This window comes from Pseudomonas tohonis (assembly GCF_012767755.2).
In the GTDB taxonomy this organism is placed as follows: domain Bacteria; phylum Pseudomonadota; class Gammaproteobacteria; order Pseudomonadales; family Pseudomonadaceae; genus Metapseudomonas; species Metapseudomonas tohonis.
On record NZ_AP023189.1, the window covers coordinates 117,763 to 140,107 of the forward strand.

At 69.9% G+C, this 22,345-nt stretch carries 17 protein-coding genes and 1 pseudogene; 9 read left to right on the forward strand and 9 right to left on the reverse strand.

The window, feature by feature from the left end:
• Positions 1 to 10 precede the first annotated feature (10 nt).
• Together HSX14_RS00595 and HSX14_RS00600 are read right to left on the reverse strand one after the other, a co-directional pair.
• Positions 11 to 1,051 carry an AraC family transcriptional regulator gene (locus tag HSX14_RS00595; RefSeq protein ID WP_173174842.1) on the reverse strand — a complete coding sequence of 347 codons (1,041 nt, stop codon included), beginning with the start codon at positions 1,049 to 1,051 and terminating at the stop codon, positions 11 to 13.
• Between the two features lie 45 nt (positions 1,052 to 1,096).
• Positions 1,097 to 2,794 carry a Na/Pi cotransporter family protein gene (locus HSX14_RS00600; protein ID WP_173174844.1) on the reverse strand — a complete coding sequence of 566 codons (1,698 nt, stop codon included), beginning with the start codon at positions 2,792 to 2,794 and terminating at the stop codon, positions 1,097 to 1,099.
• Between the two features lie 263 nt (positions 2,795 to 3,057).
• On the opposite strand from HSX14_RS00600, the gene recC reads away from it, so the two are divergent.
• The 4 genes from recC to recD all read left to right on the forward strand — a co-directional run bounded on the left by recC (position 3,058) and on the right by recD (position 12,916).
• Positions 3,058 to 6,306 carry an exodeoxyribonuclease V subunit gamma gene (recC, locus tag HSX14_RS00605; RefSeq protein WP_173174846.1) on the forward strand — a complete coding sequence of 1,083 codons (3,249 nt, stop codon included), beginning with the start codon at positions 3,058 to 3,060 and terminating at the stop codon, positions 6,304 to 6,306.
• Between the two features lie 141 nt (positions 6,307 to 6,447).
• Positions 6,448 to 7,533, forward strand: a complete 1,086-nt coding sequence (locus HSX14_RS00610) for a Fic family protein (RefSeq protein ID WP_173174848.1) — start codon at positions 6,448 to 6,450, stop codon at positions 7,531 to 7,533.
• Complete coding sequence (recB, locus tag HSX14_RS00615; protein WP_173174850.1) at positions 7,530 to 11,069, forward strand: exodeoxyribonuclease V subunit beta; 3,540 nt, start codon at positions 7,530 to 7,532, stop codon at positions 11,067 to 11,069. The genes HSX14_RS00610 and recB overlap by 4 nt, the downstream gene beginning before the upstream one ends.
• Positions 11,066 to 12,916, forward strand: coding sequence for an exodeoxyribonuclease V subunit alpha (gene recD / locus HSX14_RS00620; RefSeq protein WP_173174852.1), 1,851 nt, complete (start codon positions 11,066 to 11,068; stop codon positions 12,914 to 12,916). The genes recB and recD overlap by 4 nt, the downstream gene beginning before the upstream one ends.
• A 10-nt stretch (positions 12,917 to 12,926) precedes the next feature.
• On the opposite strand, the gene HSX14_RS00625 is transcribed toward recD, so the two are convergent.
• The 4 genes from HSX14_RS00625 to phoB all read right to left on the reverse strand — a co-directional run bounded on the left by HSX14_RS00625 (position 12,927) and on the right by phoB (position 17,449).
• Positions 12,927 to 13,724 (reverse strand): alpha/beta hydrolase, encoded by a 798-nt coding sequence (locus HSX14_RS00625; RefSeq protein ID WP_173174854.1) that lies wholly within the window; start codon positions 13,722 to 13,724, stop codon positions 12,927 to 12,929.
• 264 nt (positions 13,725 to 13,988) lie between these two features.
• Positions 13,989 to 15,329 carry a hemolysin family protein gene (locus HSX14_RS00630; protein WP_173174856.1) on the reverse strand — a complete coding sequence of 447 codons (1,341 nt, stop codon included), beginning with the start codon at positions 15,327 to 15,329 and terminating at the stop codon, positions 13,989 to 13,991.
• A 101-nt stretch (positions 15,330 to 15,430) separates the two neighbouring features.
• Positions 15,431 to 16,735: a phosphate regulon sensor histidine kinase PhoR gene (gene phoR / locus HSX14_RS00635; protein WP_173174858.1), complete on the reverse strand. Its 1,305-nt coding sequence runs from the start codon at positions 16,733 to 16,735 to the stop codon at positions 15,431 to 15,433.
• Between the two features lie 24 nt (positions 16,736 to 16,759).
• Complete coding sequence (phoB, locus tag HSX14_RS00640) at positions 16,760 to 17,449, reverse strand: phosphate regulon transcriptional regulator PhoB (RefSeq protein ID WP_111259356.1); 690 nt, start codon at positions 17,447 to 17,449, stop codon at positions 16,760 to 16,762.
• 176 nt (positions 17,450 to 17,625) lie between these two features.
• Here phoB and HSX14_RS00645 point away from each other — a divergent pair.
• A pseudogene (locus HSX14_RS00645) lies at positions 17,626 to 17,742 on the forward strand (COG4315 family predicted lipoprotein); the annotation flags it as partial.
• Between the two features lie 36 nt (positions 17,743 to 17,778).
• Here HSX14_RS00645 and ubiA read toward each other — a convergent pair.
• Both ubiA and HSX14_RS00655 read right to left on the reverse strand, forming a co-directional pair.
• Positions 17,779 to 18,669: a 4-hydroxybenzoate octaprenyltransferase gene (gene ubiA, locus HSX14_RS00650; protein WP_173174860.1), complete on the reverse strand. Its 891-nt coding sequence runs from the start codon at positions 18,667 to 18,669 to the stop codon at positions 17,779 to 17,781.
• A 27-nt stretch (positions 18,670 to 18,696) separates the two neighbouring features.
• A complete protein-coding gene (locus HSX14_RS00655) occupies positions 18,697 to 19,251 on the reverse strand; it encodes a chorismate--pyruvate lyase family protein (protein WP_173174862.1) in 555 nt (184 codons plus the stop codon).
• Positions 19,252 to 19,419: 168 nt separating this feature from the next.
• Between HSX14_RS00655 and HSX14_RS00660 the strand changes: the two genes are divergently transcribed.
• Positions 19,420 to 19,587 carry a rubredoxin gene (locus HSX14_RS00660; protein WP_173174864.1) on the forward strand — a complete coding sequence of 56 codons (168 nt, stop codon included), beginning with the start codon at positions 19,420 to 19,422 and terminating at the stop codon, positions 19,585 to 19,587.
• A gap of 49 nt (positions 19,588 to 19,636) precedes the next feature.
• Here the strand turns inward: HSX14_RS00660 and HSX14_RS00665 are convergent, their stop codons facing one another.
• On the reverse strand, positions 19,637 to 20,011 hold the full coding sequence (locus HSX14_RS00665; protein WP_173174866.1) for a helix-turn-helix domain-containing protein: 375 nt from the start codon (positions 20,009 to 20,011) through the stop codon (positions 19,637 to 19,639).
• 212 nt (positions 20,012 to 20,223) lie between these two features.
• Here HSX14_RS00665 and HSX14_RS00670 point away from each other — a divergent pair, with 212 nt between their 5' ends.
• The 3 genes from HSX14_RS00670 (at position 20,224) to HSX14_RS00680 (ending at position 22,331) form a co-directional block, all read left to right on the forward strand.
• Positions 20,224 to 21,072 carry a sugar phosphate isomerase/epimerase family protein gene (locus tag HSX14_RS00670; protein ID WP_173174868.1) on the forward strand — a complete coding sequence of 283 codons (849 nt, stop codon included), beginning with the start codon at positions 20,224 to 20,226 and terminating at the stop codon, positions 21,070 to 21,072.
• The gene (locus HSX14_RS00675; protein WP_173174870.1) at positions 21,069 to 22,070 is read left to right on the forward strand and encodes a fatty acid desaturase family protein; all 1,002 of its coding nucleotides are present in this window, start codon (positions 21,069 to 21,071) and stop codon (positions 22,068 to 22,070) included. The genes HSX14_RS00670 and HSX14_RS00675 overlap by 4 nt, the downstream gene beginning before the upstream one ends.
• Positions 22,071 to 22,163: 93 nt before the next feature.
• Positions 22,164 to 22,331 carry a rubredoxin gene (locus HSX14_RS00680; protein WP_111259362.1) on the forward strand — a complete coding sequence of 56 codons (168 nt, stop codon included), beginning with the start codon at positions 22,164 to 22,166 and terminating at the stop codon, positions 22,329 to 22,331.
• Positions 22,332 to 22,345: the final 14 nt, after the last annotated feature.

The following is a 22,345-nucleotide window of genomic DNA, read 5'->3' on the forward strand; positions in this document are numbered from 1 at the left end:
CTGGCGCCCGCTAGGCCCCGGACGGGGGCCTCGCCAGTTGCTGGCGATACTCCCCTGGCGTCTTGCCGGTCCACTGGCGGAAGGCGCGGAAGAACACGCTGGGCTCGGAGTAGCCCAGCAGCACGGCGATCTCGGCGATGGGCAGGCTGCCTTCCTGCAGGTGGCGTTCGGCCAGTTGCAGGCGGGTGTCGCCGAGCAGTTGCTGGTAGCTGCTGCCCTCTTCGGCGAGGCGCCGCTGCAGGGTCCGTTCGCTGAGGCCGAGGCTGGCGGCGAGGGCGCTGCGATCGGGTTCGCCGTGGGCCAGCTGGGCGCTCAGCAGCGCCACCACGCGGGCGCGCAGGCCTTCGCTGGGCAGGCGCGCGAGCAGGGCTTCGGCGTGCTGGCGCAGCAATGCCTGGAGCGGCGGGTTGGCCTGGCGCAGGGCGGCGCCCCGCAGCTTCAGCGGCAGCACCAGGGCGTAGTCGGGGGCGTCGAACTCCAGCGCGCAGGCGAAGCAGTCCTCGTAGGCGGCCAGGCTCTTGGGCCGCGAGTGGATGAAGCAGGCACGCAGCAGGCGGAAGTCATCCAGCAGCGGCTGTATCAGGCGCACCCAGAAAGCCATCAGCGCCAGTACCCGCGTGCGGGTGGCGGGCACGTGCGGGTGCAGCGGGCGGTACAGGGTCCAGAGCTGGTCGCCACGGATCTCTACCGCCAGGGTGCCGCCTTCGCCCACCAGGCGCTGGTAGCGCAGCTCGGCGTCCAGGGCGTCGCCCAGGGTCGGGCTGCTCTGCAGCAGGTAGCCGAGCACGCTGAACTGGCCGGGCGCGAGCGCCTGGCCCAGCACCAGGCCGGGCTCGGGGTGGGCGAGGCGTGACTCGATGGCGCTCCATAGCGCTTCCTGGGCCGGGAAGGGGATGCGCGCGTCAGGGTCACGCAGCTGGGCATCACCCAGGCCGCTGGCGGCCAGCAGCTCGGCACGCGGCAGGCCGAGGCTCTCGGCGGCATGGAGGATGGCCTGGGTGAGGCTGGCGCTGACCGAGGCCTGGTCGGGTGATGCGGCGGTTGGGCTCATGGGATGGATTCTGCCCAAGCCGCCGTTACTCAGGAAGGGCCGTGTTCAGCGATGCGAGCCGATCTCCGGCTGGTAGTCCACGTCGTCCTCGACCAGCGGCTCGACGCCCCCGTCTTCCAATGCCACCGGCGGTGCGTCGGGGTTATCCAGCACGGCGTAGGAGATGGCGCAGAACAGCGAGTTGAGGCGCTTCATGTCGCTGATCAGGCCCAGGTGCAGGGCGCTGGTCTCGATGCTCTGCACCACCTGCTGGTGCAGGCGCTCCACGTGGGCATGGGACAGGCGCCGTTCGAGGATGCGGAAGCGCTGCTTGGCGCGGCGCAGGCGCTTGGCGTTCTCCAGGTCGCCGTTGAGGAACACCGAGAGGCTCAGGCGCAGGTTGTTGACCAGCTGGTTGTGCAGCTCGGCGATGTCCGCCAGGCCCGCCTCGGAGAAGGAGCGCTGCTGCGAGGTCTTCTTGTGCTGCACATCGCCGACCATGCGCTCGATCAGGTCGCCGGCCTGCTCCAGGTTGATGGTCAGCTCGATGATCTCGGCCCAGCGCCGGCTGTCGCGCTCGCTCAGGTCCTCGCGGGGCATGCGCGCCAGGTACAGCTTGATGGCGGTGTAGAGGGCGTCGATGTCGTCGTCGAGGCGGTGGATCTCCTTGCCCAGCAGCGGATCGCCACCGCGCATCAGCTTCAGCAGGTTGTTCAGCATCTGCTCGACGATATCGCCCAGGCGCAGGGTCTCGCGCACGGCGTTGGCCAGGGCCAGGCTCGGCGTGTCCAGGGCGCTCTTGTCGAGGTGGCGCGGCTTGGCCACGTCGCTGGCCTGCTCGCGGTCCGGCAGCAGCCAGTCGCAGAAGCGCGCCATGTAGGGCGTCAGCGGCAGCAGCAGGAGGCAGCGCACGCTGTTGTAGAGGACGTGGAAGGCGATCACCAGCTCGGCGGTGGAGAAGGACCAGGTGTCCAGCCACTCCGCCGCCGGCCCCACCACCGGCAGCACCAGAGCGCAGCCGACCAGCTTGAACAGCAGGCTGCCGAGCGCCACCCGGCGGCCGGCGGCGTTCTGCGAGGTGGCGCTGATCATGGCGAGGATGCCGCTGCCGACGTTGGCGCCGATAACCAGGCACAGCGCCACCTTGAGCGGGATGACCTTGGCCGCGGCCAGGGTCGCGCTGAGCAGCACGGCCGCCAGGCTGGAGTAGGTGACCATGGCGAACAGCGCGCCGGTCAGGGCGTCCAGCATCACATCGCCCGTGAGCGAGGAGAACAGCACCTTCACGCCCTTGGCGGTGGTGATGGGCTCGGCGGCGGCGACGATCAGCTGCAGCGCGAGGATGATCAGCCCCAGGCCGATGGCCACGCGGCCGAGCTGGCCGAGGCGGGTCTGCTTGCGCGAGAGGAAGAAGATCACCCCGAAGAAGATCAGCAGCGGCGACAGCCATGACAGGTCGAAGGTCAGAACCCGCGCCATCAGCGCGGTCCCGACGTCGGCACCGAGCATGATCGCCAGGCCCGAGGACAGGCCCATCAGGCCCTGGGCGACGAAGGAGGTGACCAGCAGCGCAGTGGCGTTGCTGCTCTGCACCAGGGCGGTGACGCCGATGCCGGCGGCGAAGGCCAGGGGCGCGCGCTTCATGCTGTGGCTGAGCCAGCGGCGCAGGTCGCTGCCGTAGACCCGGAGGATGCCGGTGCGCACGATGTTGGTGCCCCAGACGAGCAGGGCGACGGCGGAGAGCAGGTTGAGCAATGTCAGCATCGGTTCCCTCCTGACGGTAACGACGTAAGCCGCTCCTGGAGGTGGAGCGACTGTTTGGGGGCGCGGGTTTGTAACATGATCGTCATATTCTGACTTGCCGGCCAGCGTCCCGTTCGCCCCTGTCGGTCACCTTTTCTATCCGTCAGTTAAGTCGCAAAAAGCCCTCTGCGCTTCGTCGAACGCGGGCGACGGATCGTGTCGCGCGATGCCGGTAGCCTCGGTGAACTGATAACCTGTGGCATCCCTGCGGACGCGATCTTCCGATGCTCAACCTCTACCACGCCAATGACCTGGAAAGCCTCGGCGAGCTGGCCTGCACCCTGCTCGTGCAGCCCCAGCGCGACCCGTTGGCGCCCTCGCGCGTGGTGGTTCCCAGCCAGGGCATGGGGCGCTGGCTGACGCTGCAACTGGCGCGGCGCGAGGGCATCGCCATGCAGCTCGACATCCAGCTGCCCGCGCGCTTCATCTGGGACCTGACCCGCCAGGCCCTGGGCGCGCTGCCGCCGCAGTCGGCGTTCAACCCGGTGACCCTGTCCTGGCGCCTCTACGACTGGCTGTGCGAGCCCGCCAACCTCGAACGCACGCCGCGCCTGGCGCAGTACCTGGACGGCGGCGACGAGCGCCGCCGCCTGACCCTGGCGGCGCGCATCGCCGACGTGCTCGACCAGTACCTGCTGTACCGCGACGACTGGCTGGCCGCCTGGGAGCGCGGCGAGCTGCTCGGCCTCGGCGCCGACGAACAGTGGCAGGCGTTGCTCTGGCGCGAGCTGACCGCCGACGGGCACCCGCACCGGGCGCGCCTGCTCGGCGACCTGCTGGCCCGGCTGCACGACGACGCGCCCATCGAGGGTCTGCCGGAGCGGCTCATCGTCTTCGGCATCAGCAGCCTGCCGCCGCACCACATGCGCGTGCTGGAGGGGCTGGCGCGGCATTGCGAGGTCATCCTCTTCGCCCTCAACCCCTGCCGCGAGGCCTGGGGCGACATCCGCGACATCCGCGAGCTGGCCGCCCTGCCGGAGCCCGGCATCGACGACTGGTACCTCGATGTCGGCCATCCGCTGCTGGCCAGCCTGGGCAAGCAGGGGCGGGATTTCTTCGATGCCCTCTTCACCCTCGGCGGCCAGGAGGTCGGCATCTACGCCGAAGACCAGGACCTGGCCGACGACAGCCTGCTGCGCGCCATCCAGAACGACATCCTGCGCCTGCGCACCCGCCGCGCCGACGAGCGCATGGCCCTGCGCGCGGGCGACCGTTCGCTGGAAGTGCACGTCTGTCATTCGCCCCTGCGCGAGGTGGAGGTGCTGCACGACCAGCTGCTGGCGCGCTTCGCCGCCGACCCCGGGCTGACCCCCGACCAGGTGGTGGTGCTGACCCCCGACATCGAGCGCTACGCCCCCTACATCGAGGCGGTGTTCGCCCCGCGCGAAGGCGTGCCGCGCATCCCCTTCAGCCTCGCCGACCGCAGCCTGCGCGCCGAGCTGCCCTTGGTGGAGGCCTTCCTCGCCCTGCTCGACCTGGCCCAGAGCCGCTTCGCCGCCGAGGAACTGCTCGGCTGGCTGGAGCAGCCGGCCCTGGCCGTGCGCGCCGGCATCGAGGCCGAGGATTTGCCCCTGGTCCGCGACTGGCTGCGCGAGGCTGGTGTGCGCTGGGGCCGCGATGGCCGCCATCGCGCGCGCCTGGGCCTGCCGGAAGAGGACGCCTTCAGCTGGCGCCAGGGCCTGGAGCGCCTGGTGCTGGGCTTCGCCGCCCCGCCCCGGTTGGCTGGCGATGCCCCGCCCCTGCTGGGCGACAGCTGGCCGCTGGACGCACTGGAAGGCGCCCGCGCCCAATTGCTCGGGCGCCTGGCCGGCTTTATCCAGCGCCTGGGTCATCTCGCCGACGACCTGGCCCGCCCGCGCCCGCTGGCGGACTGGGCCGAGACCCTGCAGGGCCTGATCGACCAGCTGTTCGACGAGCGCGAGGCCGGCGAAACCCTGCTGCTGCTGTCCCAGGCCTGCGGCGATTTGCGCAAGCAGGCCGAGGCGGCGGGCATCGAGCGGCCCATCGACATGAGCCTGGTGCGCCAGCAACTGGTGGCCGCGCTGGATGCCGGCAGCGGCGCCTCGGGCTTCCTCACCGGCGCGGTGACCTTCTGCACCATGGTGCCGATGCGCAGCCTGCCGTTCCGCCTGGTGTGCCTGCTCGGCCTGGACGACGGCGCCTTCCCCCGGCGCACCCCTGCCGCCGGCTTCGACCTGATCACCCGCAAGCCGCGCCGGGGCGACCGCGCGCGGCGCCTCGACGACCGCTACCTGTTGCTGGAAACCCTGCAGTCGGCGCGCGACGGCCTCTACCTCAGCTACGTGGGCCGCGACCCGCGCGACAACGCGCACCTGCCGCCCTCGGTGCTGATCAGCGAGCTGCTGGAAACCATCGACCTCACGGCCACCGCAGGCGACGCCAAGGCCAGCGAGCAGGTGCTGATCAGCCACCCGCTGCAGCCCTTCGCTTCCGGCAACTTCGCCGGTGGCAGCCATGCCGGCTTCTCCGCCCCCTGGTTCCGGGCGGCGCAGCGCCTGGCCGAGGTGCCCCGCGAGCCGGACGCGCCCTTCGCCCTGCCGCTGCCCGAGCCCGACGCCGACTGGCTGACCCTGGAACCTGCGCAACTCATCCAGTGCTTCCGCCACCCGGCGCGCTTCCTTCTCGAACAGCGCCTGGGCCTGCGCCTGGCCGAGGCCGAGGAGGCGCTGGCCAGCGACGAGCCCTTCGCCCTGGAAGGCCCCGCCTGGCGCGGCCTGCGCCAGCTGGCCCTGGACGCCGTGGAGCGCGGCTGGTCGGAGGCGGACGAACGCCGCATCGCCCGTGCCGCCGGCTGGCTGCCCACCGGTGAGCTGGGCCATGCGCTCTGGGGCCAGCTGCGCGGCCCGGTGCGCGCCTTCGCCCCGCGCCTGTTCGAGGCGCGCCCGGACAGCGCCCCGCAGCCGCTGCTGGTGGACATCAGCCTGGCCGGGGTGCGCATCCACGGCTGGCTGGACGGCGTCACCGAAGACGGCCTGTTCGGCTGGCGCCTCAACCGCCTCGGCGAATGGGAGCTGGCGCCCTTCTGGCTGCGCCACCTGCTGCTCAACCTCTCGGCCACCCCCGGCATCGCCCGTGAAAGCCGCCTGCTCTCGCCCGCCGGCGACTGGCAGGCTGGTCCCCTGGCCAACGCCGGGGCGCTGCTCGAGCCCTGGCTGCGCGCCTACCGCGACGCCCTGTGCGAACCCCTGCCGCTGCTGACCAAGGCCAGCCATGGCTTCGCCTCCGGCTGGCGCAAGCCCGGCCGCAAGGAACCCCTCGACGCCGCCCGTAGTAAGGCGCGCATCGCCTGGGACGGCATCGACTTCGGCCCCGTGGGCGAATCCCGCGACCCCTGGTACGCCCTCGCCTTCCGCGACCGAGACCCGCTGGACGCACGCTTCGAACTTCTCGCCGAAACCCTCCTCGGCCCGGCCCTGGACGCCCTGGCGGACGACGGGGAGGAGGACGCATGAATGGCGTCAATAGTCATGCGTTTGCGCATATTCCTATGCATTTCAGGTCCGACATGCATAGGAATCAGCCTTTTTCTATACGTATTCGTATCGGGGGGCCGGAAAATCGTGATTTCCGTCGCATGAAGGGAGTCTGTCGCAATGGCTGATCTGCGCGGGTTGCACGAACTCGACCCGGCCCGTTTCGAGAGCAGGTCGATACTCCGCAAACTGACCACGGCCAGCCGCGCGCTGGCTGAGCTCAAGGGCGTGGCGTCGTCCATTCCCCATCAGGGCATTCTGATCAACACGTTGGGCATGCAGGAGGCCAAGGACAGCTCGGCCATCGAGAACATCGTTACCACCCATGACGATTTGTTCCGTGACGATGCATTCCCCGATTCCTCCAACAGCCCCGCTGCCAAGGAGGTCCTGCGCTACCGCCAGGCGCTCCACGTCGGATTCGCCTCCGTGCGCGAAACCGGCTTGTTGACGACCAATCAGATCATCGATATCCAGGCCGAGCTTGAGCGCAACAATGCAGGTTTGCGTCGGCTTCCGGGAACCACGCTCAAGGATGGCCTGGGGCGGGTGGTCTATACGCCTCCTCAGGATGCCGAACGTGTTGTCGAGCTGATGCGTGACCTGGAGCGATTCATCAACGACGACGAGCTTTTCGATGCCGACCCGCTGGTGAAGATGGCGCTGATCCACCACCAGTTCGAGAGCATCCACCCGTTCTACGACGGCAATGGCCGGGCGGGCCGTATCGTCAACGTCCTGTATCTGCTCAAGTGCGGAATGCTGGATATCCCGGTGCTCTACCTGAGCCGCCATATCGTGCGTCACAAGGCCGAGTACTACCGCTTGCTGCAAGCCGTGCGCGACGATGGGCAATGGGAAGACTGGGTGCTGTTCATGCTGGCGGCGGTCGAGGAAACCGCGCGCCAGGCCATCGGCACGATCGAGGCAATCAAGGCTGCGCTGCTCGACTACAAGCACCGTATACGGGCGCAGCACAGGTTCTACAGCCAGGACCTGATCAACAACCTGTTTACCCATCCCTACACCAAGATCGAGTTTGTCATGCGCGATCTGGGCGTATCCCGCCTGACCGCCACGCGCTACCTGCAGGAACTCACCGACAGTGGGTTCCTTGAGAAACGCCGGATCGGTCGCTCCAACTACTACAGCAACCTGGCGCTGAACGCGGTGCTCACCGGCGACGACCTGAGGGACGACGCATGAGCCTCGACCTGCTCAACGATCCCTTCACCGGGCGCAGCCTGATCGAGGCCAGCGCCGGCACCGGCAAGACCTGGACCCTGACCGCGCTCTACGCGCGCCTGCTGCTGGAGCGCCGGCTGGGCGTGGGGCAGATCCTGGTGGTCACCTACACCACCGCCGCCACGGCCGAGCTGCGCGAGCGCATCCGCGCGCGGCTGGCGGCGCTGCTCGCCGTCTATGAAGGCGCGGAGGCACCCGACCCGGTGCTCGCCGGGCTGCATGCGCAGTACCCGGGCGAGGACGCCCATCGGCGCCTGCTGCTGGCGGTGCACGGCTTCGACGAGGCGGCCATCTTCACCATCCACGGCTTCTGCCAGCGGGCGCTGCAGGACGCGGCGTTCGAGGCCGGTGGCGATTTCGACAGCGAGTTGACGGCGGACGACCGCGAGGTGCTCGACGGCCTGCTCGCCGACCTGTGGCGCGCCGAGCTGGCGGCGGCGGAGCCCGCCTGGGCGCGGTTCCTCGCGCAGAAGCGCATCACCCCGCAGTCGCTGCGCCAGCGCCTGCGCTCGCACCTGGGCAAGCCCTACCTGCGCATCGAACCGCGCGACGGCGAGCTGGGCGACCTGGGTGCGGCCAGCGAGGCCTGGACCCATGCCCGCGATATCTGGCTGCGTGATGCACAGGCCTGCCTGTCGGACCTGGCCGCCTTCGACGGGCTCAACAAGCGGAGCTACGACGCCGCCAGGTTCGCCCTCTGGCAGGGTGAGCTGGACGCCTATTTCGCCGACCCGGCGGCGCTGTTCGCCGCGCCCACGGGCCTGGAGAAGCTGGGTCGCGAAGCCCTGTCCAAGGCGTGCAAGAAGGGCTTCGAGCTGCCCGGGCACGCGCTCAATGCCGCGCTGCAGGGTCTGCTGGAGGCGCTGGAGGAAGCCAGGCCCGCCGGCGAGGCCCGGCTGATCGACCTGCAGGTGCGCCTGCTCGACACCCTCAACCGCGAGCTGCCGGCGCGCAAGGCGGCGCAGCGCATGCTGGCCTTCGACGACCTGCTCAACCGCCTCGACCAGTCGCTGCAAGGCCCTGCCGGCGAGGCGCTGGCCGCCGCCCTGCGCGAACGCTACCCGGTGGCGCTGATCGACGAATTCCAGGACACCGACCCGGTGCAGTACGCCATCTTCCGGCGCATCTACCCGGGTGGGGACGAGGGCGGCGACCTGTGCTTCGTCGGTGACCCCAAGCAGGCGATCTACGCCTTCCGTGGCGCCGACCTGGCCACCTACCTCAAGGCCCGCGACGAAGCCGCGCGGCAGTACAGCCTGAACACCAACCACCGCTCGGTGCCGGCGCTGATCGCCGCGCTCAACCGGGTCTTCGACCGGCCCCTGCCCTTCGCCGAGCCGGGCCTGGCCTATCCGCCCGTGGGCGCCAGCGACAAGGCCCGCGCGCAGCTGGTGCTGCCCGAGGCGGGGGCGCCGCTGGAGCTGGTGTGGCTGGGCGACGAGCCCCTGGGCAAGGGCGAGGCCGGCAACGCCGTGGCCATCGACACCGCGCGGCGCATCGCCGCCCTGCTGGCCGCCAGCGGCCGGGGCGAGGCTTATTTCGACGAGGCCGGCGTGCGCACGCCCCTGCGCGGCGGTGACATCGCCGTCCTGGTGGCCAGCCACCGCCAGGCGGGCGACGTGGCCGAGCAACTGGCCGCGCGTGGCGTGCCCAGCGTGCGTCGCGGCCGCGACAGCGTCTGGCACAGCGCCGAGGCCGAGGAGCTGGCCGCGGTGCTCGCCGCCTATGCCGAGCCCGGCCGCGAGGGCGTGCTGCGCTATGCCCTGGCCACCCGCCTGCTGGGCCGCGACGCCCAGGCCCTGGCGCGCTGCCAGGACGACGAGCACGCCTGGGACCAGGAGCGCGAAGACGCCGAGCGCTACCACCAGTTCTGGCAACAGCAAGGCTTCATGCGGGCCTTCCGCGCCTGGCTCGACGAGCAGCGCGTCGCCGAACGGCTGATCGCCCTGCCCGACGGCGAGCGCCGCCTGACCAACCTCCTGCACCTGGCCGAACTGCTGCAGACCGAGAGCCTCCAGCGCCCGGGCCTGGAGCCGCTGCTGGCCTGGTTCAACGCCCAGCGCGCGGCCGAGAGCCATGGCGACGACGCCCTGCTGCGCCTGGAAAGCGATGCCGAGCGGGTGCAGATCGTCACCGTGCACACCAGCAAGGGCCTCGAGTACCCGCTGGTGTTCTGCCCCTATCTCTGGGACGGCGCGCTGCTGCGCCGCGACGAAGACATTACCTGCCACGCCGAGGACGGCACCCCGTTGCTGGACCTGGGCGGCGCCGACTACGACGACAACCGCGAGCGCGCCCGCCGCGAGCGCTTCGCCGAGCGCCTGCGCCTGGCCTATGTGGCGCTGACCCGCGCCCGTGATCGCCTCTGGCTGCACTGGGGGCCGGTGGCCCTGCCCAGGGCGAAGAAGGACGGCGAGCTGCCCGAGGATGGCTTGCACAGTAGCGCCCTCGCCTGGCTGCTGCACGGCCGTGAATTGCCCGGCGAGGCGTTGCTCGGCGAACTGGCCGGCCACCTCGCCGCGCTGGATGGCGCCGGCCTGCGCCATGAGCTGCAGAGCCTGGCCGATGCCAGCGGCGGCGACATCGCCCTGGTGCCCTGCCGCGACGCCGAGGCCAGCGCCCAGGGCGAAACCCGCGCCGCGCCGCCGGCCGCCCTGGCGCACCTGCAGCGTGGCCTGCACAGCGCCTGGCGGGTCGGCAGCTTCTCCGGCCTGGCCGCCGGCATGCACATGGAGGCGCCGGACCGCGATGCCTTCTTCGTCCCGCCGGCCACCGACCCGGGCGCCGGCTTCTACGGCTTCCCCCGGGGCGCCCGTGCCGGCACCTGCCTGCACGCGATCCTGGAGGACTGGGTGCGCGGCGAGGGCGAGCTGGAGGACCTGGTGCCGCTGCACCTGCTGGGCCACGGCCTGCCGGAGGACTGGGCGGCGATCGCCATCGAGCAGCTGCGCAAGGTGCTGGATGCCGACCTGGACGGCCGGGGGCTCGCCCTGTCGCGCCTGGAGCCGAGCCGGCGCCTGCCGGAGCTGGGCTTCACCTTCCCGGTGGCGCAGCTGGACATCCAGGGCCTGCGCACGGTGCTGGCCGACCCCGCCCACGGCCTGCCCGAGCCCATGCGCCTGGCCGCCGAGCGCCTGGAGTTCGACACCCTCAACGGCTTCATGAAGGGCTTCATCGACCTGACCTTCGAGCACCAGGGGCGCTGGTACATCGCCGACTACAAGTCCAACTGGCTGGGCCCGGACGCCAGCTACTACGGCGGTGAACGCCTGGAGCAGGCCATCGCGGCCGAGCACTACCACCTGCAGTACCTGATCTACCTGGTGGCGCTGCGGCGCTTCCTGCGCCTGCGCCTGGACGGCTTCGCCAGCGAGCAGCTGGGCGGCGCCTACTACCTGTTCCTGCGCGGCATGCCGGATGCCGGCGTGTACTTCCATCGCCCCGGCGATGCGTTGCTCGATGCCCTGGATCGCCTGTTCGAGGAGGGCCGCCCGTGAAGCTCGCCGAATGGCCGCTGGGCCCGCTGGAGCGTTTCTTCGCCGAAAGCCTGCTGCGCCTCGACCCTGACGCCGGCGAGGCGGTCACCGCTGCCGCCGCGCTGTGCTGCCAGGCCCTGGCCAACGGCGACGTCTGCCTGCCCCTGGCGCGCCTGGCCGGGCAGCGGGTGTTCGACGAAGGCGCCGCCGGGCTCGACCTGCCGGCCCTGCCCGACTGGCTCGCCGCGCTGCGCGCCTCGCCGCTGGTGGCCAGCCCCGGTGGCTACGCGCCGCTGACCCTGGATGGCGAGCGCCTCTACCTCAGTCGCTACCACGCCTACGAGACGCGCCTGGCCGCCAGCCTGCTGGCCATGGCCGGCGCCCGCCCGCCGGTGGACGAGGCGCGGCTGGCCGAATCCCTGGCCCGGCTGTTCGCCCGCAACACCCAGCAGCCCGACTGGCAGCGCCTGGCCGCCGCCCAGGCGGTGCGGCGCAACCTGGCGGTGATCTCCGGCGGCCCCGGCACCGGCAAGACCACCACCGTGGTGCGCCTGCTCGCCGCGCTGCTCGAACAGCCCGGCGGCGAGCGCCTGGCCATCGGCCTCGCCGCACCCACCGGCAAGGCCGCCGCGCGCATGGCCGAGGCCATCCGCAACGCCAAGGCCGAGCTGCCGGTGGACGATGCCATCAAGGCCCTGCTGCCCGAGGAGGCGCGCACCCTGCACCGCCTGCTGGGCAGCCGTGGCGACAGCCCGCAGGTGCGCCACCACGCCGACAACCCCCTGCCGCTGGACGTGCTGGTGGTGGACGAGGCCTCGATGGTGGACCTGGCGCTGATGGCCAAGCTGCTCGACGCCCTGCCGCCGGGCGCCCGCCTGGTGCTGCTGGGCGACAAGGACCAGCTCTCGGCGGTGGAAGCCGGCGCGGTGTTCGCCGAGCTCTGCGAGGGGCGTGGCCTGGACGCCGCCGCCAGTGCCGACCTGGAGCGCATCACCGGCCAGCGCGTGCCCGTGGAGCAGCCGCGCTCGCGCCTGGGCGACGCCGTGGTGCTGCTGACCCACAGCCACCGCTTCGCCGGCGACAGCGGCATCGGCGAGCTGGCGCGGCGCATCAATGCGGGTGACGCGCGGGGCACCCTGGAACTGCTGCGCGAGGCGCGTCCCGATCTCGGCTGGAACCCCGGCCCGCTGCAAGGCCCGCTGCTGGAGCGCCTGGACGCCGGCTACGCGCCCTTCATCGTCGCCGCGCGCACGGGTGATGCGCAGGCTGCCTTCGCCGCCTTCGCCGACTTCCGCGCCCTCACCGCCCAGCGCGAGGGGCCCTGGGGCGTCAATGGCATCAACGAGGCGCTGGAGGCGCGGATCAAGCGGCGCCTGGGCATCGCCAGCCGCGAGCGCTGGTATCCGGGGCGCGCGGTGATGGTGCGGCAGAACGACTACGCCCTGGGGCTGTTCAATGGCGATATCGGCATCTGCCTGCCCACGCCCCACGGCCTGAGGGTGTTCTTCGAGGGCGAGGCTGGCCATCGCCCCTTCGCCCCGGCGCGGTTGCCCAGCCACGACAGCGCCTTCGCCATGACGGTGCACAAGAGCCAGGGGTCGGAGTTCCGCGAGGTGCTGCTGGCGCTGCCGGAGCAGCCGAGCCCGTTGCTCAGCCGCTCGCTGTTCTACACCGGCATCACCCGCGCCAGGCAGCGCGTGGAGGTCTGGGGCCTGCCGCAGCGCCTGGCCGAGGCGGTGAGCACCCGCGCCGAGCGCGCCGCCGGGTTGGCCGCGCGCCTGGCCGAGGCCCAGCCGGTGGTGGCCGAACCGGCCCCCGTCCCGCCCCCGCCCGCGCCGCCTGCGGGCGGGCAGATGGACCTGTTCTAGCGGGCTGCTCTCACAGGGTGACGAAGCGCTGCAGGCCACCGGCGAAGCTGGCCTGGATGTAGTCGTACACCGCCGCCGCGCGCTTGTAGCCGCCATGGTTGGAGACCACCTTCTTGCAGTTGGCGACGAACACCGTACGGGTGGCCACCTCGATATAGGTCTTGTCCTCGGGGCCGTAGAGGCCCAGGGCCAGGTCGCGCTCGGAGGAGGCGTAGGCGAAGCGCAGCACCTCGTCCCGCGAGGAGTGGAAGATGTAGACCCGCTCGCAGGAGGGGATGGCGTCGGCGAACTCCTCGTCGCTCTCGAAGCATTCGTTGTCCACCGCCGGCGCGGTACAGAAGTAGTTGCGCACGATGCGCCCGGGCGAGCCCTTGAGGGCCTTGAGCGTGACCCGCGCGCCGAGGCTGTGGGACATCACGTCCACGGCGCCGGCATCCCCGGCGAGGCTGTCCAGCAGGAAGCGGAACATCCGCGCCACGGCATTGGCGCGCTTCTTCGCCTGCCACCAGTCGAGCTTCTGGTCGCCGCCGGGCCAGGAGTAGCCGAGCACCATGTCGTAGGCATTGGCGAGGTGGACCATGGCCTGCTGCTCGATCACCTGGTAGGAGTCGAACACCTCGTACTGCTCGTTGTTGTAGCCGTGTACCAGCAGGAGCAGGCGCTTGCCCTTGACCAGGTGCAGCAGGTCCTTGAAGTCCAGCACGGCGGTGACGGTGTCGTTGGCCAGGTCCACCTCGCGAATCAGGTGGCCGGTCTCGGAGAGCTGGTCGGGATTGGAGAAGTCCTTGCGCGAACTGATGATGATCATGAATGACTCCGCGTTCCTTGCGGCGAGGGGCCGGTCGCGGCCCGGCGATGAGCCGTCATGACCGGAACCCGTGGCACACCGCAGCGTTGATGGGGGTTCAGCACGGGCGGCCGACGGCATCGCACGCCAGCGCCGGGGCCCAGGCGCAAGCGAAACGGCGGGTGCAGGTGAACTCTAGATCAGGGAAGGGCGGTCAGGGGGCGAGTGCGTGGGCAGGAACGAGAACGGGGCCCTTGGGCCCCGTCTTTGCTGCCGGATGGCGGGTCAGTCGATGCTGACCACCTTGGCGAGGACGATCTTCGGGCCTTTCATCTTCTTGACGATGATGCGCAGGCCTTCGGTCTCCAGCACTTCCTCTTCCTCGGGCACGCGGTTGAGGGTTTCGTAGATCAGGCCGGCGAGGGTGTCCGCCTCGACGTGGTCGAGGTCGATGCCGAGCAGGCGCTCGACCTTGAACAGCGGGGTGTCGCCGCGCACCAGCAGCTTGCCGGGCTGGTAGGCGAGGATGCCGCGCTCGGTCTTGCGGTGTTCGTCCTGGATGTCGCCGACCAGCACTTCGAGCACGTCTTCCATGGTCAGGAAGCCGACCACCTTGCCGTCGGCCTCCTCGACCAGGGCGAAGTGCGCGCCGCCCTGGCGGAACTGTTCCAAGAGGCGCGACAGCGGCATGTGCTTTGTCACGCGCTCCACGGGACGGGTCAGTTCGGCCAGGTCGAAGGACTCGGGCAGGCTGTCCAGCGCGGAGAGGGCCAGGAGCAGGTCCTTGATGTGCAGCACGCCGATGAACTCGCCGGTCTGGGCGTTGTGCACCGGGTAGCGGCTGTACTTGTGGCGGCGGATCACGCTGAGGATGTCGGCCAGCGGCGCGTCGTGCTCCAGGTAGATCAGGTCCTCGCGGGAGTTGGCCCAGTCGACCACTTCCAGCTCGCCCATCTCGACGGCGGAGGCCAGCACGCGCATGTCCTGGTCGCTGGGGTCGCGGGCGCGGCTGGAGTGGAGGATCAGCTTCAGCTCGTCGCGGCTGTAGTGGTGCTCGTGGTGCGGGCCGGGCTCACCTTGCCCGGCGATGCGCAGGATGGCGTTGGCGCTGGCGTTGAGCAGCCAGATGGCCGGGTACATCAGCCAGTAGAAGAGGTACAGCGGCACCGCCGTCCACAGCGACAGCAGCTCGGGCTTGCGGATGGCCCAGGACTTGGGCGCCAGCTCGCCGACCACGATGTGCAGGTAGGAAATGATGAAGAAGGCGGTGAAGAAGGAGATGCCGTGGGCCAGTTTCTCCGACTCGATGCCGACGGCGCCGAGCAGCGGGCCGAGCAGGTGGGCGAAGGCCGGCTCGCCGACCCAGCCGAGGCCGAGCGAGGCGAGGGTGATGCCCAGCTGGCAGGCCGAGAGGTAGGCGTCCAGCTGGTTGTGCACGGTGCGCAGGATGCTGCCGCGCCAGCCGTGCTTGTCGGCGATGGCTTCGACACGGGTGGCTCGCAGCTTGACCATGGCGAACTCGGCGGCCACGAAGAAACCGTTGAGCACGACGAGGAACAGGGCGAACAGAACGAGGCCGAAGTCGGCGAAATAGGAAGTCAGTGAACTAGCGGGGGACGGGTCCATTGGGGGCTTTGGTCAGCGAATGATCAGCTAAGGGTGAGGGCTGGGACGGCAGTTTGCAAGACGCCGGGCCCTGTCCGGGCCCGGTGCCGCCTGGCGCGCGCTCAGGCGCGCGGCGCGACCTGGCTGGGCGGGAAGTGGCAGGTGAAGGTGCTGCCGTGGTTGAGCACGGAGCTGATGTCCAGGCGGCCACGGTGGCGGATCAGCACGTGCTTGACGATGGCCAGGCCCAGGCCGGTGCCGCCGGTGTTGCTGGCGCGGCTGGAGTCGACCCGGTAGAAGCGCTCGGTCAGGCGCGGCAGGTGCTTGCCCTCGATGCCGATGCCGGAGTCCTGCACGGCCAGGTGCGCGCCCTGTTCGTCGCTCCACCAGCGGATGCGCACGTCGCCACCGTCGGGGGTGTACTTGACCGCGTTGAACACCAGGTTGGAGAAGGCGCTGCGCAGGTCGGCCTCGCTGCCGCGCAGCCTGCAGGCGGCGTCGGCTTCCAGGGTGATCCTGTGCTGGCGGCTGCCGGACAGGGCGATGGCGTCGTTGCGGATGCTCTGCAGCAGGGCGTCGACCACCACCGGCTGGTTGTCCGAGGGGTAGTCGGTGGCTTCGAGCTTGGCCAGCAGCAGCAGGTCGTTGAGCAGGTTCTGCATGCGCCCGGCCTGCGAGTTCATCTGTTGCAGGGCGCGGGCCCAGCGCGGGTTCACGTCCTCGACGTTGTCCAGCAGGGTCTCCAGGTAGCCGGCGATCACGGTCAGCGGGGTGCGCAGTTCGTGGGAGACGTTGGCGACGAAGTCCTTGCGCATCTGTTCCAGCTGGTGGATGCGGGTGACGTCGCGCACCAGCATCAGGTGCTCGCGGTTGCCGTACTGGGTGATGTGGAACTGCAGGCGCAGGCGGTCGTTGACCGGCGAGGGCAGGTCGAGGGACTCGCGGTAGTTTTCCTGCTCGAAGTATTCCTTGAAGCGCGGGTGGCGGATCAGGTTGGTCACCGGCTGGCCGCTGTCCTGCGGGGTCTTGAGGCCCAGCAGGTTCTCGGCGGCGCGGTTCCACCAGTCGAGGTTGCCCTCGCTGTCGAGCATCACCACGGCGTCCTTGAGGGCGGCGGTGGACTCCTGCACGCGGTCGATCACCGCCTGCAGGCGCCCGCGCACGCGCTGGTCGCGGCGCTGCAGGTGGTAGATGCTGTCGAACACTTCGCCCCACAGGCCGTAGCCGTCCGGCGGCGGCTCGTCGGGTTTGTGTTCCTTGAGCCACTTGTGCAGGCGCAGGAGCTGGCTGAGGGTCCAGCCGAGGTAGGCACCGAGGCCGACGGCCAGCGCCCAGCCGTACTCGCCGGTGATGAATCCGCCGAGCAGGCAGGCGACGAGGAGGAGGAGCAAACGGCGGATTACGGCGCGACGCCAGTCCTGGTTCAACGGTCGCTTCCTTGTTCGGTGGGATCAGCCCTTGGTGGAAAAACGATAACCGGTGCCGCGCACGGTCTGCACCAGGTTTTCGTAGGCATCGCCCAGGGCCTTGCGCAGGCGGCGGATGTGCACGTCCACGGTGCGCTCCTCGACGTACACGTTGCCGCCCCAGACCTGGTCCAGCAGCTGGCCACGGGTGTAGGCGCGCTCCTGGTGGGTCATGAAGAACTGCAGCAGGCGGTACTCGGTCGGGCCCATCTCGGCGGGCTTGCCGTCGATGGTGACGCGGTGGCTGATGGGGTCCAGCAGCAGGCCGCCGATCTCGATCGGCGCTTCGCTGTCGGTGGGGCCGGCACGGCGCAGCACGGCCTTGAGGCGGGCCACCAGCTCGCGGGGCGAGAAGGGCTTGGTGATGTAGTCGTCGGCGCCGACCTCCAGGCCCTGGATCTTGTTGTCCTCCTCACCCTTGGCGGTGAGCATGATGATCGGGATGTCGCCGGTCAGCTCGTCGCGCTTCAGGCGGCGGGCCAGCTCGATGCCGGAGGTGCCGGGGAGCATCCAGTCGAGAAGGATCAGGTCGGGTTTGCGGTCGACGATGATGGCGTGCGCCTGCTGGGTGTTCTCGGCCTCCAGGCACTCGTAGCCGGCCATTTCCAAAGCCACCGCGATCATTTCGCGGATGGGCGCTTCGTCGTCGACTATCAGGATGTTCTTGCCAACCATGTATCCGCCTCGGGTCGCTTGTTCAGCTGGTTTGCGCGCATTAGATAACGGAATTATTGCAGCTATATGACATCGGGATGTTGCCGCCGGGCCCCGCCTCGCATCGACGGGCGGCGCCCCGCCCTCGACTATGCTCAGCGGGCCACCGGCGCAATGCCTGAGCCCGGCGTGACGACGGCGCCAGCCAGTGGCTCTATGACGGCAAGCCGCTCTACACCTTAGTCATGGACAAGCAGGCCGGCGACAGGACCGGGGACGGCAGGATGCAGGTCTGGCACGTGGCCGGGCCCTGAGCCTCCGGTTCGCCCTGGAGTCCGCGCTGCGCGGGTTCAGCGCAGCGCGTAGTCGGCCACCAGGCCGATGAAGATCGCCATCCCCGCCCAATGGTTGTGCAGGAAGGCCTTGAAGCAGGCTTGCGGATCGCGCGTGCGCGTGCTCCAGGACTCCCAGGCGAAGCAGGCGGCGGCGCCGAGCAGGCCGAGGTGGAAGCACAGGCCCAGTTCGAAGCGGCTGCCGGCCAGCAACAGGCACAGGAGCGCCAGGCCCTGCAGGGTGGCGATGATGATGCGGTCGGCGTCGCCGAAGAGGATGGCGGTGGATTTGACGCCGATCTTCAGGTCGTCCTCGCGGTCGGTCATGGCGTAGTAGGTGTCGTAGGCCACCGTCCACAGCAGGTTGGCGATGTACAGCAACCAGGCTGCCGCCGGCAGCTCGCCGGTCTCGGCGGTGAAGGCCATGGGCATGCCCCAGGAGAAGGCCGCGCCGAGCACCACCTGGGGGTAGAAGGTGTACCGCTTCATGAAGGGGTAGCAGGCGGCCAGGGCCAGGCCGCCGAATGACAGCCAGATGGTGGTGGCGTTGGTCAGCAGCACCAGGCCGAAGCTGAGCGCCACCAGCGCGGCGAAGAACAGCAGCGCCTCGCGCGGCCTGATCGCGCCGCTGGCCAGGGGGCGGGCCTTGGTGCGGGAGACGTGGCCATCGAAATGGCGGTCGGCGTAGTCATTGATCACGCAGCCGGCTGCGCGCATCAGCACCACGCCGAGGACGAACACCAGGACGTTCTTCAGGCTCGGGCGGCCCTCGCCCGCGACCCACAGCGCCCAGAGCGTCGGCCAGAGCAGCAGGTAGATGCCGATGGGCTTGTCCATGCGCGTCAGCTGGACGAAGTCCCAGGCACGGGGGTGCAGGCGGTTGAGCGATTGCAGGAGCTTGAGGTACATCGGCGGTCTCCGCTGGGCGTGGGCGGATTATACGGGCTCGATGCCGGCGTGCTGCCACAGGGTGGGCAGGAATATCTCGGCCACCAGCACCGCCAGATCACCCCGGCGGAAACAGGAGCGGCGCCCCCACAGGCGCTCGGCGCGTACCTCTGCAGGCAGCCAGGCGGCGGGATATCGGGTGACTTCGATGGGGCCGCGGGCGAAGGCGCGGTCGCTGAACAGCAACTCGCCGAGGGAGCGGCTGCCCAGCTCGCCGAGAGCGAGGCCGGAGCCCTCCAGCGCACTGCGCGCCGCCACGCTGCGGGCGAATACCCAGGCTTCGCCGTGGCCGCGCAGGTAGACCTCGCGGACCCAGCCCTGGCTGCCGTCCGGCACGCCGAGGGCGGTGCATTCGTCGGTGCGCAGCACCTGCCAGCCCTCCACCAGGGGGGTGACGCTGAAGGCGTCGGCCGAGAGGGCGGTGAGGCGACGGGTCAGCGAGCCCTGGTCGAACAGCCAGTCACGCAGCCCGGCAGGGGGCGCGGGGTGCAGTTGCGTGGCGCTGAGCCAGCGGGGCGGATGGGCGAGGGCGGCGTCTGGCACGATGGTCCTGGCGGTCTGGGCGGCGCGGGAGTTTAGCACGGGGCCAGAGGCGTTTCGTGGGGTGGCGCTTTGCCGCAGGAGCTCTTCATCCCGTCGCCCGGCGTCTTGGCGCTGTGGCGCGTTTGGTATAGGTTGCGCGCCAAACCGTGAGTTCCGCCGAGGACGATAATGAAAAAGTGGCAATGCGTGGTCTGTGGTCTGATCTATGACGAATCCCTGGGCTGGCCGGACGACGGCATCGCGCCGGGCACCCGTTGGGAAGACGTGCCGGCCGACTGGCTGTGCCCCGATTGCGGCGTCGGCAAGCTGGACTTCGAGATGATCGAGATCGGCTGATCCACCCCGGGCCCCCGTGCAAGGCGGCGGGCCCGTATTACCTTTCGCTTCAGCCCCTGGCCAGTGCCGCGAAGTGTTCGCAGGCCTGGTCGTAGAAGCGCTCCAGGCGCTCGATCACCGGCTCGGTCAGGGCCACCTGGCGCACCCGCCTGTCATCTTCCGAACCGGTTTCCTCCAGCAGGCCCTGGTCGATCAGTTGCTGCACGTATTTCACCGCGGTGCGCCGGCTGATGCTGGGCATGCAGGCGTAGAGGTCGGTCTTGCGCAGCAACTGGTCACGGCGCAGCCACATGTGGGTGAACAGGTCGCTGTAGCAGAGGTCTCCCAGGCCGAGGTCGGCGAACAGGGCGATCCAGCTTTCGTCCATGTCGATGATCGCCTGGGCGACGGCGCGGCGATTGCTCTGGCTGTGGCGGCGGGTCATGGATCGAGGCTTCCTCGGGTGTGGTATTTATGGTGCAGATTTGCATGTTCTTGCACGGTCTTCGTGCAGGGGCGCGAAGAGGCGCGAGCCGGCCGCTCGCCCATTAATGTGCAAATTTGCATTCAAAACAACGGCTTTGTCCGCTTGCCACCTGGCTGGCACGGCCGTTGCTCCCGCCTCTCCATCGGCCCATCCCGGGCGTGGAGAATGCGATGCAGTTTAAGTTATTCAAGACCCTGTGGGGGGTCCACGGAGCGCCCGATGAGGCGGCCCGGCTGGCGCTGGAGGCCGGCTTCGACGGTCTCGAAGCAGCGGTGCCGGAAGCGCCCGAGGCCCGTGATGCGTTGGGCCAGGCGTTGAGCGAGCACGGCGTGCCCTTCATCGCCGAGGTCTGCACCGGCGGCAGCTATGTTCCCGATCGCCATGCGACCCCTGCCGAGCACCTGGCGGACCTGCGGCGCAAGGTGCGGGCCGCCCAGCCGCTGGGCCCGTTGCTGTGTAACGTGATCGCCGGTTGCGATGCCTGGCCGCTGGCGGTGCAGCGCGATTTCTTCGCCGCCGCCCTCGAACTGGAGGCGGACCTGGGCGTGCCCTTGAGCTTCGAAACCCATCGCGGGCGCTCGATGTTCAATCCCTGGGTCACCGAGACGCTGCTGCGGCAACTGCCGGAGCTGCGCCTGACGGCGGACATCAGTCACTGGGTGGTGGTCGCCGAGCGCCTGCTGGACGATGACTGGGACCTGCTGCTGGCGGTGGCCGAACAGGTCCGGCACGTGCACGGGCGGGTGGGTTATCCACAGGGGCCGCAGGTGCCGCACCCAGCCGCGCCGGAGTACGCCGATTGCCTGGCGTTCCACCAGCGCTTCTGGGAGGCGGTATGGCGTGCCCAGCGGCGACGTGGCGCAAGCCTGAGCAGCATGACCCCGGAATTCGGTCCCGATCGCTACCTGCACACCCTGCCCTTCACCGACCAGCCGGTGGCGGACCTGTGGCAGGTGAACCGCTGGATGGGCGACACGGAGCGCGAGCACTTTTGCCGCTGGATCGGAGGTGACGCATGAACCTGCCCCGCCTGCGCCATGACGACGGCCTGTGGCCGACCCTGCTCGCGACCCTCTATGCCTTCGCTGCCTGGGGCGGCGGCCTGGCGCTGATGGTGCGGGCCGAACCCTGGAGCTGGCCCCTGGGGGTGCTGGCGCTGGCCCACGGGATGGTCATCGGTGCCTACCTGATCCACGACTGTGCGCACCAGGCGGTGTTCCTCCAGCGCGAATGGAATGCGCGCCTGGGCAGCCTGCTCAGCGTGCTGGTGGGTGGCTGCTACGGGGACTACGACGGGCTCCGGCGCAAGCACATGCGCCATCACGTCGACCGCGCCGACGTGGTCGCTTTCGACTATCGTGCCCTGCTCCTGGCGCGGCCCGCCCTGTTGCGCACGGTGCAGGCGCTGGAGTGGCTGCATGTGCCGGCGGTGGAGCTGCTGATGCATGCCTCGGTGATCGCCAGCCCCTTCCTGGTCGAGGGCTATCGCGCCCGTCGTCGCCGCGTGCTGGGCTGCCTGGTGCTGCGCGGGGCCGCCTTCGCCGCCCTGGGCGTGCTGGCCTGGCCGGCGCTGCTGGGCTACGGCCTGGCCTACCTGTTGTTCCTCTGGGTGATGCGCCTGATGGACATGCACCAGCACACCTACGAGGTGGTGATCGGCCTGGACCAGCCGGCCGGCGCTCGCCCCGATGCGGCGTATGAGCAGCGCAACACCTTTTCCAATCCGTTCGGCCATTCGCCGTTGCTCAACCTGCTGGTGCTCAACTTCGGCTACCACAACGCCCACCACGAGAAGCCGACCCTGCCCTGGTACCGCCTGCCGGCGTTGCACCGCGAGCTGTATGGAGCGCAGGACGAGCCGGTACTGCCGGCGCGTCGGCTGCTCGCCAATCTGCACCGGCATCGCGTGGAGCGGGTGCTGAACGTCGACCAGGGCGACCAGGTGGCGGGCCTGCCCCACCGCGAAGGCCCCGGGTTCATCGGTGTCTACGGGGTGTCGTTCCTCACCGCGATCTGAGCCCAACCTCCGTCGGGCGGGCCGCGCCAAGCCTTGGCGAGGGGTTGGCAATTGGAGTAGGGTCTCAACGTTTTTCGCCTGGAGGAGGTGCTCATGCGCAAGTGGCAATGCGTGGTTTGCGGCTTCATCTATGACGAGGCCCTGGGCCTGCCGGACGAGGGCATCGCCCCGGGCACGCGCTGGGAAGACATCCCGCCGGACTGGGTCTGCCCCGACTGTGGCGTGGGCAAGATCGACTTCGAGATGATCGAGATCGCCTGATCCGCGACATCCCC

What these genes read in the sequence shown, in the direction of transcription:
- phoB (WP_111259356.1), bottom strand. Translation starts at nt 17,449, where the DNA reads ATGGTTGGCAAGAACATCCTGATAGTCGACGACGAAGCGCCCATCCGC.
- HSX14_RS00660 (WP_173174864.1), top strand. Translation starts at nt 19,420, where the DNA reads ATGAAAAAGTGGCAATGCGTGGTCTGTGGTCTGATCTATGACGAATCC.
- recB (WP_173174850.1), top strand. Translation starts at nt 7,530, where the DNA reads ATGAGCCTCGACCTGCTCAACGATCCCTTCACCGGGCGCAGCCTGATC.
- HSX14_RS00630 (WP_173174856.1), bottom strand. Translation starts at nt 15,329, where the DNA reads ATGGACCCGTCCCCCGCTAGTTCACTGACTTCCTATTTCGCCGACTTC.
- recC (WP_173174846.1), top strand. Translation starts at nt 3,058, where the DNA reads ATGCTCAACCTCTACCACGCCAATGACCTGGAAAGCCTCGGCGAGCTG.
- HSX14_RS00625 (WP_173174854.1), bottom strand. Translation starts at nt 13,724, where the DNA reads ATGATCATCATCAGTTCGCGCAAGGACTTCTCCAATCCCGACCAGCTC.
- ubiA (WP_173174860.1), bottom strand. Translation starts at nt 18,669, where the DNA reads ATGTACCTCAAGCTCCTGCAATCGCTCAACCGCCTGCACCCCCGTGCC.
- HSX14_RS00600 (WP_173174844.1), bottom strand. Translation starts at nt 2,794, where the DNA reads ATGCTGACATTGCTCAACCTGCTCTCCGCCGTCGCCCTGCTCGTCTGG.
- HSX14_RS00680 (WP_111259362.1), top strand. Translation starts at nt 22,164, where the DNA reads ATGCGCAAGTGGCAATGCGTGGTTTGCGGCTTCATCTATGACGAGGCC.
- HSX14_RS00595 (WP_173174842.1), bottom strand. Translation starts at nt 1,051, where the DNA reads ATGAGCCCAACCGCCGCATCACCCGACCAGGCCTCGGTCAGCGCCAGC.
- HSX14_RS00670 (WP_173174868.1), top strand. Translation starts at nt 20,224, where the DNA reads ATGCAGTTTAAGTTATTCAAGACCCTGTGGGGGGTCCACGGAGCGCCC.
- HSX14_RS00610 (WP_173174848.1), top strand. Translation starts at nt 6,448, where the DNA reads ATGGCTGATCTGCGCGGGTTGCACGAACTCGACCCGGCCCGTTTCGAG.
- HSX14_RS00675 (WP_173174870.1), top strand. Translation starts at nt 21,069, where the DNA reads ATGAACCTGCCCCGCCTGCGCCATGACGACGGCCTGTGGCCGACCCTG.
- HSX14_RS00665 (WP_173174866.1), bottom strand. Translation starts at nt 20,011, where the DNA reads ATGACCCGCCGCCACAGCCAGAGCAATCGCCGCGCCGTCGCCCAGGCG.